15 protein-coding genes are annotated in these 16,051 nt (G+C 69.1%); 5 read left to right on the top strand and 10 right to left on the bottom strand.

All coding sequences use genetic code 11. From position 1 onward, the window contains the following. Positions 1-28: 28 nt before the first annotated feature. The 4 genes from IF89_RS0112800 to IF89_RS0112785 all read right to left on the bottom strand — a co-directional run bounded on the left by IF89_RS0112800 (position 29) and on the right by IF89_RS0112785 (position 4,215). Positions 29-1,657, bottom strand: coding sequence for a cytochrome b (locus IF89_RS0112800; RefSeq protein WP_030765758.1), 1,629 nt, complete (start codon positions 1,655-1,657; stop codon positions 29-31). Further along, entirely contained in the window at positions 1,654-2,712 is a 1,059-nt protein-coding gene (locus IF89_RS0112795; protein WP_030765755.1) for a ubiquinol-cytochrome c reductase iron-sulfur subunit, read from the bottom strand. Before IF89_RS0112795 ends, IF89_RS0112800 begins: the two co-directional genes overlap by 4 nt. Next, positions 2,709-3,518, bottom strand: coding sequence for a c-type cytochrome (locus tag IF89_RS0112790; protein WP_030036316.1), 810 nt, complete (start codon positions 3,516-3,518; stop codon positions 2,709-2,711). Before IF89_RS0112790 ends, IF89_RS0112795 begins: the two co-directional genes overlap by 4 nt. 76 nt (positions 3,519-3,594) lie before the next feature. Next, positions 3,595-4,215: a cytochrome c oxidase subunit 3 gene (locus IF89_RS0112785; RefSeq protein ID WP_030036314.1), complete on the bottom strand. Its 621-nt coding sequence runs from the start codon at positions 4,213-4,215 to the stop codon at positions 3,595-3,597. A gap of 199 nt (positions 4,216-4,414) precedes the next feature. Between IF89_RS0112785 and IF89_RS0112780 the strand changes: the two genes are divergently transcribed. Then, positions 4,415-4,816: a hypothetical protein gene (locus IF89_RS0112780; RefSeq protein ID WP_030765753.1), complete on the top strand. Its 402-nt coding sequence runs from the start codon at positions 4,415-4,417 to the stop codon at positions 4,814-4,816. A gap of 52 nt (positions 4,817-4,868) precedes the next feature. Here the strand turns inward: IF89_RS0112780 and IF89_RS0112775 are convergent, their stop codons facing one another. The 4 genes from IF89_RS0112775 to coxB all read right to left on the bottom strand — a co-directional run bounded on the left by IF89_RS0112775 (position 4,869) and on the right by coxB (position 9,339). Next, a complete protein-coding gene (locus IF89_RS0112775; protein WP_030765750.1) occupies positions 4,869-6,113 on the bottom strand; it encodes a L,D-transpeptidase in 1,245 nt (414 codons plus the stop codon). A gap of 129 nt (positions 6,114-6,242) precedes the next feature. After that, entirely contained in the window at positions 6,243-6,641 is a 399-nt protein-coding gene (locus IF89_RS0112770) for a cytochrome c oxidase subunit 4 (RefSeq protein ID WP_030036308.1), read from the bottom strand. After that, positions 6,638-8,368: a cytochrome c oxidase subunit I gene (gene ctaD, locus IF89_RS0112765; protein WP_030765747.1), complete on the bottom strand. Its 1,731-nt coding sequence runs from the start codon at positions 8,366-8,368 to the stop codon at positions 6,638-6,640. Before ctaD ends, IF89_RS0112770 begins: the two co-directional genes overlap by 4 nt. Then, positions 8,365-9,339: a cytochrome c oxidase subunit II gene (gene coxB / locus IF89_RS0112760; protein WP_030765744.1), complete on the bottom strand. Its 975-nt coding sequence runs from the start codon at positions 9,337-9,339 to the stop codon at positions 8,365-8,367. Before coxB ends, ctaD begins: the two co-directional genes overlap by 4 nt. A gap of 282 nt (positions 9,340-9,621) precedes the next feature. Here coxB and IF89_RS0112755 point away from each other — a divergent pair, with 282 nt between their 5' ends. Further along, complete coding sequence (locus IF89_RS0112755; RefSeq protein ID WP_030765740.1) at positions 9,622-11,001, top strand: cysteine desulfurase/sulfurtransferase TusA family protein; 1,380 nt, start codon at positions 9,622-9,624, stop codon at positions 10,999-11,001. Between the two features lie 143 nt (positions 11,002-11,144). On the opposite strand, the gene IF89_RS0112750 is transcribed toward IF89_RS0112755, so the two are convergent. Next, positions 11,145-12,119, bottom strand: coding sequence for a carbohydrate kinase family protein (locus IF89_RS0112750; RefSeq protein ID WP_030765737.1), 975 nt, complete (start codon positions 12,117-12,119; stop codon positions 11,145-11,147). Between the two features lie 132 nt (positions 12,120-12,251). Here IF89_RS0112750 and IF89_RS0112745 point away from each other — a divergent pair, with 132 nt between their 5' ends. Both IF89_RS0112745 and IF89_RS0112740 read left to right on the top strand, forming a co-directional pair. Next, positions 12,252-12,491: a hypothetical protein gene (locus IF89_RS0112745; RefSeq protein ID WP_030765735.1), complete on the top strand. Its 240-nt coding sequence runs from the start codon at positions 12,252-12,254 to the stop codon at positions 12,489-12,491. Positions 12,492-12,599: 108 nt separating this feature from the next. Further along, complete coding sequence (locus IF89_RS0112740) at positions 12,600-14,039, top strand: hypothetical protein (protein WP_030765731.1); 1,440 nt, start codon at positions 12,600-12,602, stop codon at positions 14,037-14,039. A gap of 80 nt (positions 14,040-14,119) precedes the next feature. Here IF89_RS0112740 and IF89_RS0112735 read toward each other — a convergent pair whose 3' ends face one another. Next, positions 14,120-14,476 (bottom strand): HesB/IscA family protein, encoded by a 357-nt coding sequence (locus tag IF89_RS0112735; RefSeq protein WP_030029080.1) that lies wholly within the window; start codon positions 14,474-14,476, stop codon positions 14,120-14,122. 291 nt (positions 14,477-14,767) lie between these two features. Between IF89_RS0112735 and nadA the strand changes: the two genes are divergently transcribed. Next, the gene (gene nadA, locus IF89_RS0112730) at positions 14,768-15,955 is read left to right on the top strand and encodes a quinolinate synthase NadA (protein WP_030765727.1); all 1,188 of its coding nucleotides are present in this window, start codon (positions 14,768-14,770) and stop codon (positions 15,953-15,955) included. Positions 15,956-16,051 lie beyond the last annotated feature (96 nt).

Below are 16,051 nucleotides of genomic sequence, written 5' to 3'. Positions count from 1 at the left end.
TCAGTCCCTCATGCGGTCGTGCAGGGGATCAGTGGTGGCCGTGGCCGGACTGGATCTCCTTGTACTCCTCCACCGTGGGCTTGGCGATCTGGTTGCCCTCGGCGTAGAAGCCCTTGCTGAGCTTCGCGCGCAGCTTCTCGCCGGCCTTCACCTTGCGCTCGACGCCGTTCTCGTCGACCGTCGGGCCGATCTCGATCGGCTCGTACTGCTCGTGCGCGGTGAGGGTGTGCAGCTTGCCCTGCGGGAGCGGCTCGTGGACCTCGACGAACTCACCGTGCGGCAGGCGCTTGATGATGCCGGTCTCGCGACCGTGCAGCACCTTGTCCCGGTCCCGGCGCTGGAGGCCGAGGCAGATGCGCTTGGTGACGATGAAGGCGAGGACCGGGACGACGAAGAAGCCGATCCGGACGAACCAGGTGATCGAGTTGATCGACAGGTGGAAGTACTGGGCGAACATGTCGTTGCCGCCGCCGATGAGGAGCACGATGTACTCCGCGATCCAGGCGACACCGAAGGCCGTGCGGGTCGGGACGTTGCGCGGGCGGTCCAGGATGTGGTGCTCGCGCTTGTCGCCGGTGACCCACGACTCGATGAACGGCCAGACGGCGATCGCACCGAGCACCAGCGGGAAGAGGATCAGCGGGATGAACACGCCCAGGACGAGCGTGTGGCCCCACAGGTTGATCTCCCAGCCGGGCATGGCACGGATCAGGCCTTCGGGCATACCCATGTACCAGTCGGGCTGCGCACCGGTGGACACGTGGTCCGGGCGGTACGGGCCGAGGGCCCAGATCGGGTTGATCGAGGCGACGGCCGCGACGACGGAGATCACACCGAAGACCAGGAAGAAGAAGCCTCCGGCCTTGGCCATGTAGACCGGCAGCAGCGGCATGCCGACGACGTTGTTGTTCGTCTTGCCGGGGCCCGCGTACTGGGTGTGCTTGTGGTAGAAGACCAGGATCAGGTGGGCCACGAGGAGGCCCATCATGATGCCGGGCAGCAGCAGGATGTGCACCGAGTAGAAGCGCGCGACGAAGTCGCCGCCCGGGAACTCGCCGCCGAACAGGAACATCGACAGGTACGTGCCGACGACCGGGACGGACAGGATGGCGCCCTGCATGAAGCGGACACCGGTACCCGAGAGCAGGTCGTCCGGCAGGGAGTAACCGGTGAAGCCGGTGAACATGCCGAGGACCAGCAGCAGGAAGCCGAAGATCCAGTTGACCTCGCGCGGCTTGCGGAACGCGCCGGTGAAGAAGACGCGCATCATGTGCACGATCATCGCCGCGACGAAGATCAGCGCCGCCCAGTGGTGGATCTGACGGATCAGCAGGCCACCGCGGACGTCGAAGCTGATGTCGAGCGTCGAGGCGAACGCCTCGGACATCAGGACGCCCTGCATCGGGACGTAGCTGCCGTGGTACTCCACCTCGTTCATGCTCGGGTGGAAGAACAGCGTCAGGTACACACCCGTGAGGATGATGATGATGAAGCTGTAGAGGCAGATCTCACCCAGCATGAAGGACCAGTGGTCCGGGAAGATCTTGCGCATGTTCGCCTTGGCGAGGCTGTAGATGCCCAGGCGGCCGTCCGCCCAGTCCGCTACGCGCTCGCCGGCCGGCGCTTTGCGCGCCTTGGTGTCAGTGGCGGTGCTCATCCGCGCTCCCAGAATGCAGGACCGACGGGCTCTTCGAAGTCGCCGAGCGCTTCGAGGAAGCCTTCGTCATTCACGCCGATCCGCAGCTGCGGGAGGGCGTGGCCGGCCGGGCCGAAGATGACGCGGGCGCCGTCGGAGAGGTCGAAGGTGGACTGGTGGCACGGGCAGAGCACGTGGTGCGTCTGCTGCTCGTACAGGCTGATCGGGCAGCCGACGTGGGTGCAGATCTTCGAGTAGGCGACGATGCCGTCGTGGGACCACTCGAGTTCCTGCTTGTCCTTGATGTCCTCCGGCTTGATGCGGACGATCATCAGGGCGGCCTTGGCGATCTGCGTCTGGAAGTCGTGCTGGTGCTCGTCCAGGCCCTCCGGCATGGCGAACGTCAGCGAACCGACGAGCACGTCCTCGGGACGCAGCGGCTCCATCGTGTTCTGGTTGATGAGCAGCTTGCCCTTGGCCCACATGGTGTGGCGGAGCTTGTCCTCGGGCAGCGGGCCGAGGTCGCGCATGATCACGACGGCGGAGAGCGGCAGCATGGCCAGCGCGCCGAGCATCGTGTTGCGGATCAGCGGACGGCGGCCGATGCCGGACTCGTTGGCGCCGTCGGCGAAGTCCTGCAGGACCTTCGCCTTGACCTCCGGCGGGGCGGCGATCGGGTGGCGCTCGTCGGCGACCTCGACGTCGGACATCAGGGTGCGGGCCCAGTGGACCGCGCCCGCGCCGATGCAGAAGAGGGCGGCGCCCAGCGTCATGCCCAGGGCGAAGTTGAGCGCGCTGACCTTCCCGAGCGGGAAGATGAAGACGATCTTGTCGACCGGGAAGATCACGTACGACGCGATGAAGCCGATCGTGGCCAGCATCGACAGCGTGAACAGCATGGCGACGGTGCGCTCGGAACGCTTCGCCGCCCGCTCGTCGATGTCCTGGATGCGCGGCTTGTGGACCGGCAGGCCGGGGTCGGCGAACGGGTCGTCCGCCACTGCTACGCCACCGTGGTGGGCGTCGCCCTGCTCGCTCGGCAGGTGCTTCTCTTCGGGAATCTCTTGGCTACTCATGACTTCTTGGCCTTAGCGGTGTGGGCCGCGACCCAGACGGCGACAGCGATCAGCGCACCCAGAGCGAAGATCCAGCCGAACAGACCCTCGGAGACGGGGCCGAGGCCACCGAGCTTGAGACCACCGGGGTTGGTCGACTTCTCACCGTTCACGTTCTGGAGGTACGCGATGATGTCCTTCTTCTGCTTCTCCGGCATGGTGCTGTCGGGGAAGGAGGGCATGTTCTGCGGGCCGGTCTGCATGGCCTCGTAGATGTGCTTCGGCGAGACGTCCTCAAGGTTGGGGGCGTACTTGCCGTTGGTCAGCGCGCCGCCTTCACCGGTGAAGTTGTGGCACTGCGCGCAGTTGTTGCGGAACAGCTCACCGCCGTTGGCGATGTCGGCGTCCGCCGGGTCGTACTGCTTCTCGGTCGGCGTGATCGGGCCGGCGCCGAGGGAGGCGATGTACGCGGCCAGCTGGTCGATCTGCGCCTGGGTGTAGATGACCGGCTTCTTCGGCACCTGGGCGCCGGGCTGCTGGGCGGGCATGCGGCCCGTGCTCACCTGGAAGTCGACGGCCGCGGAGCCGACGCCGACCAGGCTCGGGCCGTCAGAGGAACCCTGACCGCCGGTTCCGTGGCAGCTTGCGCAACCCACGGCGTAGAGCTTCTTGCCCTCCTCGATGGCGAGGGACTGGGCGGTTTCATCGGCCTGCGCCTTGCCCGCGGGAGCAAAGGCGGCGTACAGCCCCCCAGTGGCCGCCAGCGCGAGGAGTAGAACGACGACCGCCGCCAGCGGATGGCGTCGTCGTGCGGAGAGCTTTTTCACGGATTACCCCGGTGTCAGGATCTTCTGCGTCGGTGTGTCTGGATGGTGTGCCGGGTCGGACCCGGTGACGTGTTCGCTACTTGATCAGGTAGATCGTGGCGAAGAGGCCGATCCAGACGACATCGACGAAGTGCCAGTAGTAGGACACGACGATGGCCGACGTGGCCTGTTCGTGGGTGAACCTCTTGGCCGCGTACGTCCGGCCGAGGACCAGCAGGAAGGCGATGAGTCCGCCCGTCACGTGCAGACCGTGGAAGCCGGTGGTCAGGTAGAAGACCGAGCCGTACGGACCGGACGAGAGGCTCATGCCCTCGTGCTTGACCAGCTCGGTGTACTCGAACACCTGGCCGCCAATGAAGATCGCACCCATGACGAACGTGATGATGAACCACGTCCGGAGCTTCTTCACGTCACCGCGCTCCGCGGCGAAGACGCCGAGCTGGCAGGTGAGGGAGGAAAGCACCAGGATCGTCGTGTTCGTCGCCGAGAAGGGCAGATTCAAGGCCGAGGCCTGCTCTGTCCAGTACTCGGGACCCGTCACGGATCGCAGGGTGAAGTACATCGCGAAGAGGGCCGCGAAGAACATCAGCTCGGAACTCAACCAGATGATGGTTCCGACGCTGACGAGGTTCGGCCGGTTGACCGTCGGGTGCGCGTGCCCGGTATCTACTGTCGTTGCTGTCGCCACGACCGACATTATGTCGGTCGCTTATCCCGCCCTCACCCCGGGGGGTGCCGTTCGGAGTGTCAGGGGCGTGTGCAAGGCCCGAACGGCCCATCGGGCGACCTCTCCGAGTGGGCTCGCGCACCTGTCCGAACCGATGTTGGGGGGCCGCCGGGAGGAGTAGCATCCCGCGCAACATCAACGTGATTCATGGGACACGTGGAGGATCGAAATGCGGGCGACTGCGCGGGTTCTGGTCTACAGCGACGACGCGGGCACCCGGGAGCAGGTGAGACTGGCGGCGGGCCGCCGTCCCGCCGCGGATCTGCCGCCGGTGGAGTTCCTGGAGTGCGCGACCCTGCCGGCGGTCCTGTCGGAGCTGGACGCGGGCGGCATCGACGTGTGCGTGCTGGACGGCGAGGCCGTTCCGGCCGGGGGCATGGGTGTGTGCCGGCAGATCAAGGACGAGATCTTCCGGTGTCCCCCGGTGCTGCTGCTGATGGGGCGCCCGCAGGACGCCTGGCTGGCCACGTGGAGCCGCGCGGACGCGGCGGTGACCCTTCCGGTCGACCCGGTGGAGTTCGCGGACGCCCTGGCGGGGCTGCTGCGTTCCCGGCTGTCGCTGGACGCGTAGCCGCCCGTGGCGGTGCTCTCCCGGGAGCCGGGAGAGCATCTCGCCCCGGCCGTCAGACGGTCGGCCTCAGGCGGGCCTGGTCGACGTGACTGCGGCCTTCCTGGGTGCCCTTGAGCAGGGCGCTGCCCTCCCGCCAGTCCTTCCAGTCCATGTTCCAGTCCCCGAACCCGTTGCCGAAGATGTCCATGTCGTCGCCGATGCTGTTGATGACCTGGACGATGTCGCCCTCGGTGATGTTCTCGTAGAACCATGCGGCGTTGCCGGTACTCATGCCGGTGCAGCCGTGGCTGACGTTCGCGTAGCCGTGCGAGCCGACGGACCACGGTGCGGCGTGGACGTATTCACCACTCCAGGTGACGCGGGTGGCGTAGTAGACGGGCAGGTTGTAGTACTCACTGCCGCCGATGCCGACGGTGTCCCCGCGCATCCGTACGTAGTACTGCTTCCCCAGCACCACCTTGATGCCGTTGCGGGTGGAGAACCCGGGCTTGCCGGTGGTGACCGGGATGGAATTGATCACTTCTCCGTTGCGCCTGAAGGTCAGCCAGTGGGCGGCGGCGTCGGTGGTGACCTCGACGCGGTCGCCGATCTCCAGCTTCAGCGGCTTGGCGGCGGCTCCGTGGAGCTCGTCGGTGATCCGGATGCCCTCCAGGTTGCTCCGTACGGAGACCGTGGTGTTGGCGGGCCAGTACTCCTTCGGGCGGTAGTGCAGGTTCTTGTCGTCGACCCAGTGCCAGGCGCCTTCGACCCCGGCCGGGGCGTCGACGATCAGACCGCGTTCGACGACGGCGCGCGCGGCCTTGTCCTTGACCGGCTCGTTGAGTTCGGCGGTGATGGGCTGGCCGACGCCGTACTTGCCCTCGTCCGGCCCGAATTCGACCTTGAGGACCCCCTTGGACGGGGTCGTGTCGAAGGCCATCGTGCGCTGGCCGGGGGTGCCCCGTTCGTCCTCCGTGCTCACGGTGACGGTGTAGCGGACGCCTGCGGCCATGGGGACGGTGCTGTGCCACCGGTCTCCCTTGGCGCTGAGTTCGCCCGCCAGGCGGCGGCCGTGGGTGTCCACGGCCGTGACGTCGGTGATCCGGCTGCCCTTGCCCTTGGCCGTGATCTCCAGGGGCCGGTTGGGGTCGACGGGGCGGCTGCCTGCGGTCTGGTTGAAGGCGACCTGTTCGCCCGCGTCGACCGGGCGGGCTGACAGCGGGTTGTCGCCGGACCCGCATGCGGTGGCGCCGGCCCCGAGGGACGCGACCAGCAGGGAGCAGCTGAGTACCGTCCAAAGACGCGGTGAGTGCTTCATGGGGCCAACGCTATGAAGATATGACAATTACGGCGCGCGGGGTGACTGCAAACGAGGGGCCCGGACTCCTCCGAAGAGGTGTCCGGGCCCCACGTGGTGCGCGGCCGGGCCGCGCGGCACTGCTTCTGACTACTGGTTGGCGTTCTCACCGCGGTAGTACTCGTACACCCAGCCCCACAGGCCGATCAGGATGATCGGGGCCGAGAAGTACATGAGCCACCAGCCGAAGATGACGCCCATGAAGGCGAGCGCGCCGCCGATGCCCAGCGAGAGGGGCTGCCAGCTGTGCGGGGAGAAGAACCCCAGCTCGCCGGCCTCGTCGGCGACGTCGGCCTCCAGGTTGTCCTGGGCCATCTCGTCGACGCGCTTGGCCGTGAAGGCCAGGTAGTAGCCGATCATGACGCTCAGGCCGAAGGCCAGGAAGAGCGCGGTGGTTCCGACGGGCTCCTTCGACCACACGCCGTACACGACGGCCATGATCAGGATGAAGAGGGAGAGCCAGAGGAACATCTTGCCCTGGATCTTCACTTGCCGGCCTCCTTGCCACCGGTGACGGCCGCCTGGGCGCCGTGGTCCTCGAGGTGGTCGAGCGCCGCGATCTCCGGGTGGTGGAGGTCGAAGGCGGGCGACTCGCTACGGATGCGCGGCAGCGTGAGGAAGTTGTGCCGCGGCGGCGGGCAGGAGGTCGCCCACTCCAGCGAACGGCCGTAGCCCCACGGGTCGTCGACCTCGATCTTCTTGCCGTACTTGGCGGTCTTCCAGACGTTGTACATGAACGGCAGCATCGACAGGCCCAGCACGAAGGAGCTGATCGTGGAGATCGTGTTGAGCGTGGTGAAGCCGTCGGCCGCGAGGTAGTCCGCGTAGCGACGCGGCATGCCCTCGGCACCCAGCCAGTGCTGCACCAGGAAGGTGCCGTGGAAGCCGATGAACAGCGTCCAGAAGGTGATCTTGCCGAGGCGCTCGTCCAGCATCTTGCCCGTGAACTTCGGCCACCAGAAGTGGAAGCCGGCGAACATCGCGAACACCACGGTGCCGAAGACGACGTAGTGGAAGTGCGCGACGACGAAGTACGAGTCGGAGACGTGGAAGTCCATCGGGGGCGAGGCCAGGATGACGCCGGTCAGACCACCGAAGGTGAAGGTGACCAGGAAGCCGATCGTCCAGAGCATCGGGGTCTCGAAGGACAGCGAGCCCTTCCACATGGTGCCGATCCAGTTGAAGAACTTCACACCGGTCGGTACCGCGATCAGGAAGGTCATGAAGGAGAAGAACGGCAGTAGCACACCGCCGGTGACGTACATGTGGTGGGCCCACACGGTCACCGAGAGGCCGGCGATCGCGATCGTCGCGGCGATCAGGCCGATGTAACCGAACATCGGCTTGCGCGAGAAGACCGGGATGATCTCGGAGACGATGCCGAAGAACGGCAGCGCGATGATGTACACCTCAGGGTGTCCGAAGAACCAGAAGAGGTGCTGCCAGAGCAGTGCGCCACCGTTGGCGGCGTCGAAGATGTGCGAGCCGAACTTGCGGTCGGACTCCAGCGCGAAGAGCGCGGCGGCCAGCACCGGGAAGGCGAGCAGGACCAGGACACCGGTCAGCAGCACGTTCCAGGTGAAGATCGGCATGCGGAACATCGTCATGCCCGGAGCGCGCATGCAGATGATCGTGGTGATGAAGTTGACCGAGCCGAGGATCGTACCGAAGCCGGAGAAGGCCAGACCCATGATCCACATGTCGGCGCCGATGCCGGGCGAGCGGACCGCGTCCGACAGCGGGGAGTAGGCGAACCAGCCGAAGTCGGCGGCGCCGTTCGGCGTCACGAAGCCGGCCACCGCGATGGTCGAGCCGAAGAGGTACAGCCAGTACGCGAACATGTTCAGCCGCGGGAACGCCACGTCGGGCGCGCCGATCTGCAGCGGCATGATCCAGTTGGCGAAGCCCGCGAACAGTGGGGTGGCGAACATCAGCAGCATGATCGTGCCATGCATGGTGAACGCCTGGTTGAACTGCTCGTTCGACATGATCTGCGTGCCCGGACGGGCCAGCTCGGCACGCATGAAGAGCGCCAGCAGACCGCCGATGATGAAGAACACGAACGAGGTGACCAGGTACATCGTGCCGATGGTCTTGTGGTCGGTGGTGGTGAGCCACTTGACGACCACGTTGCCCGGCTGCTTGCGCCGCACCGGCAGCTCGTTCTCGTACGAGTCGGCTGCGGCGGCACCCTGGGATTCGTTGAGGATGCTCACAGTTTGTTCACTTCCGCATTCCGGGCCGGGTCGGTCTGCTGGATGCCGGCGGGGAGGAAGCCGGTCTGACCCTTCGCCGCCAGCTCCTTCAGGTACGCCTTGTACGCCTCGGGGGAGACGACCTTGACGTTGAAGAGCATGCGGGAGTGGTCGACGCCGCAGAGCTCGGCGCACTTGCCCATGAAGGTGCCCTCTTGGCTCGGGACGACCTCGAAGACGTTGGTCTGGCCCGGGATGACGTCCTGCTTGAACAGGAAGGGGACCACCCAGAAGGAGTGGATGACGTCGTTGGACGACAGGATGAAGCGGACCTTCTCGCCCTTGGGCAGGACGAGGGTCGGACCCGGGTTGCCCGTCTGGGGGTTCCGGTCGCCCGGGACGCCCTTCTCGTAGACGCCCTCGGCGCCCGCCGGGAAGGCCTTGGTGTAGCGGTCCGGGATGGAGGCGAGCTCCTTGGGGACCGCACCCGCCTTCGGGGACGCCGCGTCGCCGTCGACGTTCTCGATGTAGTTGAAGCCCCAGCTCCACTGGTAGCCGATCACGTTGATCGTGTGCGGCGGCTTCGGGGTGAGGGCGAGGAGCTTCGACTCGTCACGCGCGGTGAAGTAGAAGAGCACCGAGACGATGATGAGCGGGACCACGGTGTACAGCGCCTCGATGGGCATGTTGTACCGGGTCTGCGCCGGGACCTCGATCTTCGTCCGGCTGCGCCGGTGGAAGATGACGCTCCAGATGATCAGGCCCCACACCAGGATGCCCGTGACGAGCGCGGCCGCCCAGGATCCCTGCCACAGGGAGAGGATGCGCGGCGCCTCCTCGGTTACCGGAGTCGGCATTCCGAGGCGGGGGAAGTCTTTCCATGTATACGAGCAACCAGTGGCGGTCGCCAGGACCACGCCCGCAGTCAGCGCCTGCAGCAGCTTCCGCCGCATCGGGCGCCGCGGCGAGCGGTCGGAGCCGTAGGGACTCACGTAGCGCCTTCCCGAGAGTCTCGGCCCGCGCGGCCGGCCGCGGCCGTGTTCGGGTCGGTCGCCGGCCCTGACGCAGGCAGGGGTTTGGATGTTTATGCGGACCAAACCCTACTGGACGCTATTTGGGGTCGCGCGGGGAGGGTGCCCAACGCGCCGCTACTGTCCCCGAAGGGATGGATCCGCCGTACGGGGGACGGTGCGAATGGCCCTGAATGGCGGCCTCCGGACCCCGTCTGACGCCCCCTGACCTCGAACGCTCGGGGCTGGGGTTAGCGTGGCCGGATGCCGTACTTCGACAGCGCGTCCGCCGCTCCCCTGCACCCCGTGGCCCGGCAGGCGTTGCAGGCCTCCCTGGACGAGGGCTGGGCCGATCCGGCCCGGCTGTACCGGGAGGGCAGACGCGCGCGGCTGCTGCTGGACGCGGCGCGGGAGGCCGCCGCGGAGGCGGTGGGATGCCGCGCCGACGAGCTCGTGTTCACTCCTTCGGGGACGCACGCGGTTCACACGGGCATTGCGGGTGTCCTGGCCGGTCGCCGACGCGTCGGCGACCATCTGGTCGTATCGGCGGTCGAACACAGTTCTGTACTTCATGCGGCGGCGGCGCACGAGGCGCGCGGCGGGAGTGTCTTCGAGGTTCCGGTGGACCGGTCCGGCGCGGTGTCGGCCGCCGGGTACGCCGACGCGCTGGTCCCGGCGACGGCCCTGGCCTGCCTGCAGTCCGCCAACCACGAGGTGGGCACGGTCCAGCCGGTGGCCGAGGTCGCCGAGGTCTGCGGGGCGGCCGGGGTGCCGCTGCTCGTGGACGCGGCGCAGTCGCTGGCCTGGGGGCCGGTGGAGGGCGCCTGGTCGGTCCTGGCGGCGAGTGCCCACAAATGGGGCGGTCCGCCCGGGATCGGACTGCTGGCGGTCCGCAAGGGGGTCCGGTTCTCGCCCCAAGGCCCTGCGGACGAACGGGAGTCGGGCCGCTCCCCCGGCTTCGTGAACCTTCCCGCGATCGTGGCGGCGGCGGCCTCGCTGCGGGCCGTACGGGCGGAGGCGGAGGCGGAGGCGGCCCGGCTGCGGATCCTGGTGGACCGCGTCCGGCGGCGGGTGGTACGGCTGGTCCCGGACGTGGAGGTGGTCGGCGACGCGGACCGGCGGCTGCCGCACCTGGTCACCTTCTCCTGCCTGTACGTCGACGGGGAGGCGCTGCTGCACGAGCTGGACCGGGCGGGCTTCTCGGTCTCTTCGGGCTCCTCCTGCACGAGTTCCACGCTGACCCCCAGTCACGTGCTGCGGGCGATGGGGGTGCTGTCGGAGGGCAACGTACGGGTCTCCCTGCCGCCGGGCACCACGGCGGAGGAGGTCAACGCGTTCCTGGAAGTGCTGCCGGGTGCGGTGGCGGGCGTACGGGAGCGGCTGGGTGCGGCGGAGCCGCCCGCGGCTGCCCCGGAGGCGGACTCGCTGGAGATCGACGCGCTCGGCCTGCGGTGCCCCCAGCCGGTGATCGAGCTGGCCCGGGCCGTCGCCCGGGTCCCGGTGGGCGGCACGGTGACCGTCCTGTCGGACGACGAGGTGGCCCGGCTGGACATCCCGGCGTGGTGCGCGATGCGGGGGCACGAGTACGTGGGCGAAGCCCCCCGCCCGCCCGGCACCGCCTACACGGTCCGCCGCCGCTCGTAGCCCCTGTCCCCCGCGCGCAGGCACGGCCCGGGCTCTTCGAGCCCGGTCGGCCGGCCGGGGCCGGACCCGCCGGGCGCAGCCCCGTCCGACGGGGGGCGGCGCAGCCGGTGCGGGTCCGGGCAGGGCCCGGGATCAGGCCGGTGTCACGCCAGGTGGGCGCGGACCTCGGCCGCGGCCTCGTCGCCGTAGGCCTTCGTGAAGCGCTCCATGAAGTGCGCGCGCGCCAGCGTGTACTCCTGCGTGCCCAGCGTCTCGATGACGAGGGTCGCCAGCATGCAGCCGACCTGCGCGGCCCGCTCCAGGCCGACGCCCCAGCCGAGCCCGGTCAGGAAGCCGGCGCGGAAGGCGTCGCCGACACCGGTCGGGTCGATCTTCGCGTTCTCCTCGGGGCAGCCGACGACGATCGCCTCCTCCCCGGCCCGCTCGATCTTGACGCCGTTGGAGCCGAGCGTGGTCACGCGGGTGCCGACCTTGGAGAGGATCTCCTCGTCGGTCCAGCCGGACTTCGACTCGATGAGGCCCTTCTCGTACTCGTTGGAGAACAGGTAGGTCGCGCCCTCCATCAGGGTGCGGATGTTGTCGCCGTCCATGCGGGCGATCTGCTGCGAGAAGTCGGCGGCGAAGGGGATCCCCCGCGTCCGGCACTCCTCCGTGTGGCGCAGCATCGCCTCGGGGTCGTCCGCGCCGATGAGGACCAGGTCGAGCCCGCCCACGCGGTCCGCCACGGACTTCAGCTCGATCAGGCGGGCCTCGCTCATCGCGCCCGTGTAGAAGGAGCCGATCTGGTTGTGGTCGGCGTCCGTCGTGCACACGAAGCGCGCGGTGTGCAGCACCTCGGAGATGCGCACCGAGTCGGTGTCGACGCCGTGCCGCTCCAGCCAGGCGCGGTACTCGTCGAAGTCGGAGCCGGCGGCGCCGACCAGGATCGGGCGGCTGCCGAGCTGCCCCATGCCGAAGCAGATGTTCGGGCCGACGCCGCCCCGCCGGACGTCGAGGTTGTCGACGAGGAAGGAGAGGGAGACCGTGTGCAGCTGGTCGGCGACCAGCTGGTCGGCGAAACGGCCGGGGAAGGTCATGAGGTGGTCGGTGGCGATGGAGCCGGTGACTGCGATGCGCACGGCGTGGACGCTCCTGCTGGAGGACGGCGAGGGACAGTCAAAACTACCCGGTAAGTGACCCCTGGCCGAACCCCAGAAACTACCCCTTAGTAGGTCTTTCTTCGCCGGAGCTCCGGTGCCTACGGTGCCTCCATGACCTCTACCGACGGTTACGGCTACTGCGAGTACACCGCTGAGCGGCGCGCGGCGGAAGGCCCGGGACGGCCCGGCTTCGCCCGTCTGCTCGGGGACTGCGCCAGGATGGCCCCGCACTGGGGCGTCGAGGAGGGCCCGCGGCCGGTCCGCGTGGCGCCCTCGCAGATCCACGGGGTCAGGGTGCCGGCGGCTTCGGCCCGGCTGATCGCCTCGACCGCGGCGTACGGGGACCAGTAGGGCTCCGGCGTCGGCCCGGGCCCCGGACGGACCCGGAGGGGAACCGGTTGCGCCCCTGTTCCGTCACACCCGCATCAGACACTGCGGGACCAGTGAAGGAGCGATGCGGTGACCAGCGAAGAACCCGGTACGACAAGCGGCACACGGCGACGGCCCGCCTGGGTGGTCGGCTCGATCGCGGCCGCCGTCCTGCTCGCGGGCGGCGGTACCGCCTACTGGGCGTCCGCGGCGCAGGGCGACGGCGGTACGGCCCGCCGTACGGGTGACGGCGCGGCCTCCGCGCCGCGTGAGGCGGGCGGCCCCTCGGGCCCGGGCATCGCGCCCGGGGAGCCCGATCCGTCCGGCGCGGGCGTGGTGTACCGGGCCGACGTGAAGCTGCCCGAGGCGCCGGCGGCGGCTCCGGCGTACCGCGTGACGGGAGACGTCGCGGAGGCGGACGTGGCCCGGCTGACGGCGGCCCTCGGCATCTCGGGGGCGCCGCGGCTGGAGGGGGACGTCTGGCTGGCCGGGGAGGCGGCCGACGGCTCCGGTCCGCGGCTCACGGTGGCCCGGCAGGCGCCGGGGACCTGGAACTTCAACCGCTTCCAGGGCGGCGACCCCGCGGGCAACGGTGCGGGCGACGACTGCGTGCGCGGCAAGGACACCTGCGGCCCCGCCACCCTGCCGCGGGACGCCGGGGGTGCCGGCGGGAGCGGCAAGCCGGTGTCCGAGGAGGCCGCGAAGGCCGCTGCGGGTCCGGTGCTGGCCGCCCTGGGGCAGGGCGGGGCGAAGCTGGACGCCCGGCTCACGCACGGCGCGGTGCGCGTGGTGGCGGCGGATCCGGTCCTCGACGGGCTGCCCACGCAGGGCTGGTCCACCAAGGTGAGCGTGGGCGCGGACGGCTCGGTGGTCGGCGGCAACGGCGAGCTGAAGGCGCCGGTGCGGGCCGGTGACCAGCAGGTGGTGGGGGCCGTGGAGGCGCTGGCCCGGTTGAACGCGCGCTCGGGCGGCGGGGGCGGCAGTCCCGAGCCCAGCGGCTGCGCGAGCGCGGTGCCGCCGGCGGTGGACACCGCGGCGGGGGACTCGCAGGCGGTGCCGTGCAATCCGGAGCCGCGGCCCATGAAGCCGCCGCGCACGGAGACGGTGAAGGGCGCGGTGCTGGGGCTGGCCCCGGGGACGGTCGAGGGAGCGCGGGGCCTGGTCCCGGCGTGGCTGTTCGAGGTGGCGGGCCAGGGCGGTGCGCCCGGCCACACGGTGGTGGAGCCGGCGTCGGCGAAGGAGGGCACGCCGGGCCCGAAGGACGGCCGTACAGTGCCCGGGTTCTCGTACAAGGAGGCCGACCGGAAGCTGACGGTGAACTTCTGGGGCAGCGTGTGCAGCACGTACGCACTGGAGGCCCGGGAGCAGGCGGAGTCGGTGATGGTGAAGATCACGGACACGCCGAACAAGCCGGGTCAGGCCTGCATCATGCTGGCGGAGGAGAGGTCCCTGACGGTGGCCCTGAGGGAGCCGCTCGGCGACCGCAAGGTGCTGGACGCCACGACGGGCAAGCCGCTCGCGAAGCAGTAGCGGGTTCCCCGCACAGGGCGAGGGCCCGCCCGCGGTCGCTTCGACCGCGGGCGGGCCCTCGTCGTGCGGGCGGTCCCGTCCTAGCTGAACGAGTCGCCGCAGGCGCAGGAGCCCGTGGCGTTCGGGTTGTCGATGGTGAAGCCCTGCTTCTCGATGGTGTCGACGAAGTCGATGGAGGCGCCGCCCAGGTACGGGGCGCTCATGCGGTCCGTGACGACCTTCACACCGTCGAAGTCCTTCACGACGTCGCCGTCGAGGGAACGCTCGTCGAAGAAGAGCTGGTAGCGCAGGCCGGAGCAGCCGCCGGGCTGGACGGCGACGCGCAGCGCCAGGTCGTCACGGCCTTCCTGCTCCAGCAGGGTCCTGACCTTCTCGGCGGCGGCGTCGGACAGGAGGATGCCGTCGCTCACAGTGGTCTTGTCGTCCTGTACGGACATCTGCATTCACTCCCGAAGTGGGCGGCTCCCCGCGGGGGCGGGGAAACGTCGGACTCTTGCCGTCGGTGGCAACGAGCGGGACCGCGGATTCATTCCGGGACCCGACGCTTGTTTCAGATATTCATGCTCGCACACCGCGCGCGGCCCGGGGCCCGACGAACCGGGGGCTGATGCGTCACATTGACACTATCGGCATCGTCAAACTGACGTGAAGCGGTTATGATAGATAGCGTCAAGTAGACGAGAAGTCGAAGCGATGATCCTGAAATCCCTCGTTGCAGAACAGAAAGGGTGCGTGTCGTGACCACCGCCCAGCCGTTGGACGTCCAGCCGACGCCCCTTGCCCTGCTGCTGCTCGGCCGTGAGGCCGACCCCAGGAGCGAGCGCGGGGTGGAGTGCCCCGGCGACCTGCCCTCGCCGTCCGACCCGGACCTCGTGGAGCGCGCCCGCGCGGCCAAGGAGAAGCTCGGGGACAAGGTCTTCATCCTCGGCCACCACTACCAGCGTGACGAGGTCATCGAGTTCGCCGACGTCACCGGTGACTCCTTCAAGCTGGCCAGGGACGCGGCCGCCAAGCCGGAGGCCGAGTACATCGTCTTCTGCGGCGTCCACTTCATGGCCGAGTCCGCGGACATCCTGACCTCGGACGACCAGAAGGTGGTCCTGCCGGACCTGGCCGCCGGCTGCTCGATGGCCGACATGGCCACCGCCGAGCAGGTCGCGGAGTGCTGGGACGTGCTGACCGAGGCGGGCATCGCCGGCTCGACGGTCCCCGTCTCGTACATGAACTCCTCCGCCGACATCAAGGCCTTCACCGGCAAGCACGGCGGCACCATCTGCACCTCGTCCAACGCGAAGAAGGCCCTGGAGTGGGCGTTCGAGCAGGGTGAGAAGGTGCTCTTCCTCCCGGACCAGCACCTGGGCCGCAACACGGCCGTCCGCGACATGGGCATGTCCCTGGACGACTGCGTGGTCTACAACCCGCACAAGCCGAACGGCGGCCTGACCGCCGAGCAGCTGCGCGGCGCCAGGATGATCCTGTGGCGCGGCCACTGCTCGGTCCACGGCCGTTTCTCGGTGGACTCGGTCAACGACGTGCGCGCCCGCATCCCCGGCGTGAACGTGCTGGTCCACCCCGAGTGCAAGCACGAGGTCGTTGCGGCGGCGGACTACGTCGGCTCGACGGAGTACATCATCAAGGCGCTGGAGGCGGCCCCGGCCGGCTCCAAGTGGGCCATCGGCACCGAGCTGAACCTGGTCCGCCGCCTGGCGAACCGATTCGCCGCCGAGGACAAGGAAGTCGTCTTCCTCGACAAGACCGTCTGCTTCTGCTCCACGATGAACCGCATCGACCTCCCGCACCTGGTGTGGACGCTGGAGTCCCTGGCCGAGGGCACCCTCGTCAACCAGATCCAGGTCGACAAGGAGACGGAGAGCTTCGCGAAGCTCGCCCTGGAGCGCATGCTCGCCCTCCCGTAGCCGCCACGGTCCCGGACGGTCGAAGAGGGGCGCCCCCGCTCGGGGGCGCCCCTCTTCGACCGTCCGCCGCCGGGCGGCGCGGGCCCCGCGCGGGCC

The organism is Streptomyces sp. NRRL F-2664, assembly GCF_000719345.1.
GTDB lineage: Bacteria > Actinomycetota > Actinomycetes > Streptomycetales > Streptomycetaceae > Streptomyces.
This window is presented reverse-complemented; position numbering and strand designations above follow the sequence as displayed.

What these genes read in the sequence shown, in the direction of transcription:
- IF89_RS0112800 (WP_030765758.1), bottom strand. Translation starts at nt 1,657, where the DNA reads ATGAGCACCGCCACTGACACCAAGGCGCGCAAAGCGCCGGCCGGCGAG.
- IF89_RS0112795 (WP_030765755.1), bottom strand. Translation starts at nt 2,712, where the DNA reads ATGAGTAGCCAAGAGATTCCCGAAGAGAAGCACCTGCCGAGCGAGCAG.
- IF89_RS0112785 (WP_030036314.1), bottom strand. Translation starts at nt 4,215, where the DNA reads ATGTCGGTCGTGGCGACAGCAACGACAGTAGATACCGGGCACGCGCAC.
- IF89_RS0112780 (WP_030765753.1), top strand. Translation starts at nt 4,415, where the DNA reads ATGCGGGCGACTGCGCGGGTTCTGGTCTACAGCGACGACGCGGGCACC.
- IF89_RS0112775 (WP_030765750.1), bottom strand. Translation starts at nt 6,113, where the DNA reads ATGAAGCACTCACCGCGTCTTTGGACGGTACTCAGCTGCTCCCTGCTG.
- IF89_RS0112755 (WP_030765740.1), top strand. Translation starts at nt 9,622, where the DNA reads ATGCCGTACTTCGACAGCGCGTCCGCCGCTCCCCTGCACCCCGTGGCC.
- IF89_RS0112745 (WP_030765735.1), top strand. Translation starts at nt 12,252, where the DNA reads ATGACCTCTACCGACGGTTACGGCTACTGCGAGTACACCGCTGAGCGG.
- IF89_RS0112735 (WP_030029080.1), bottom strand. Translation starts at nt 14,476, where the DNA reads ATGTCCGTACAGGACGACAAGACCACTGTGAGCGACGGCATCCTCCTG.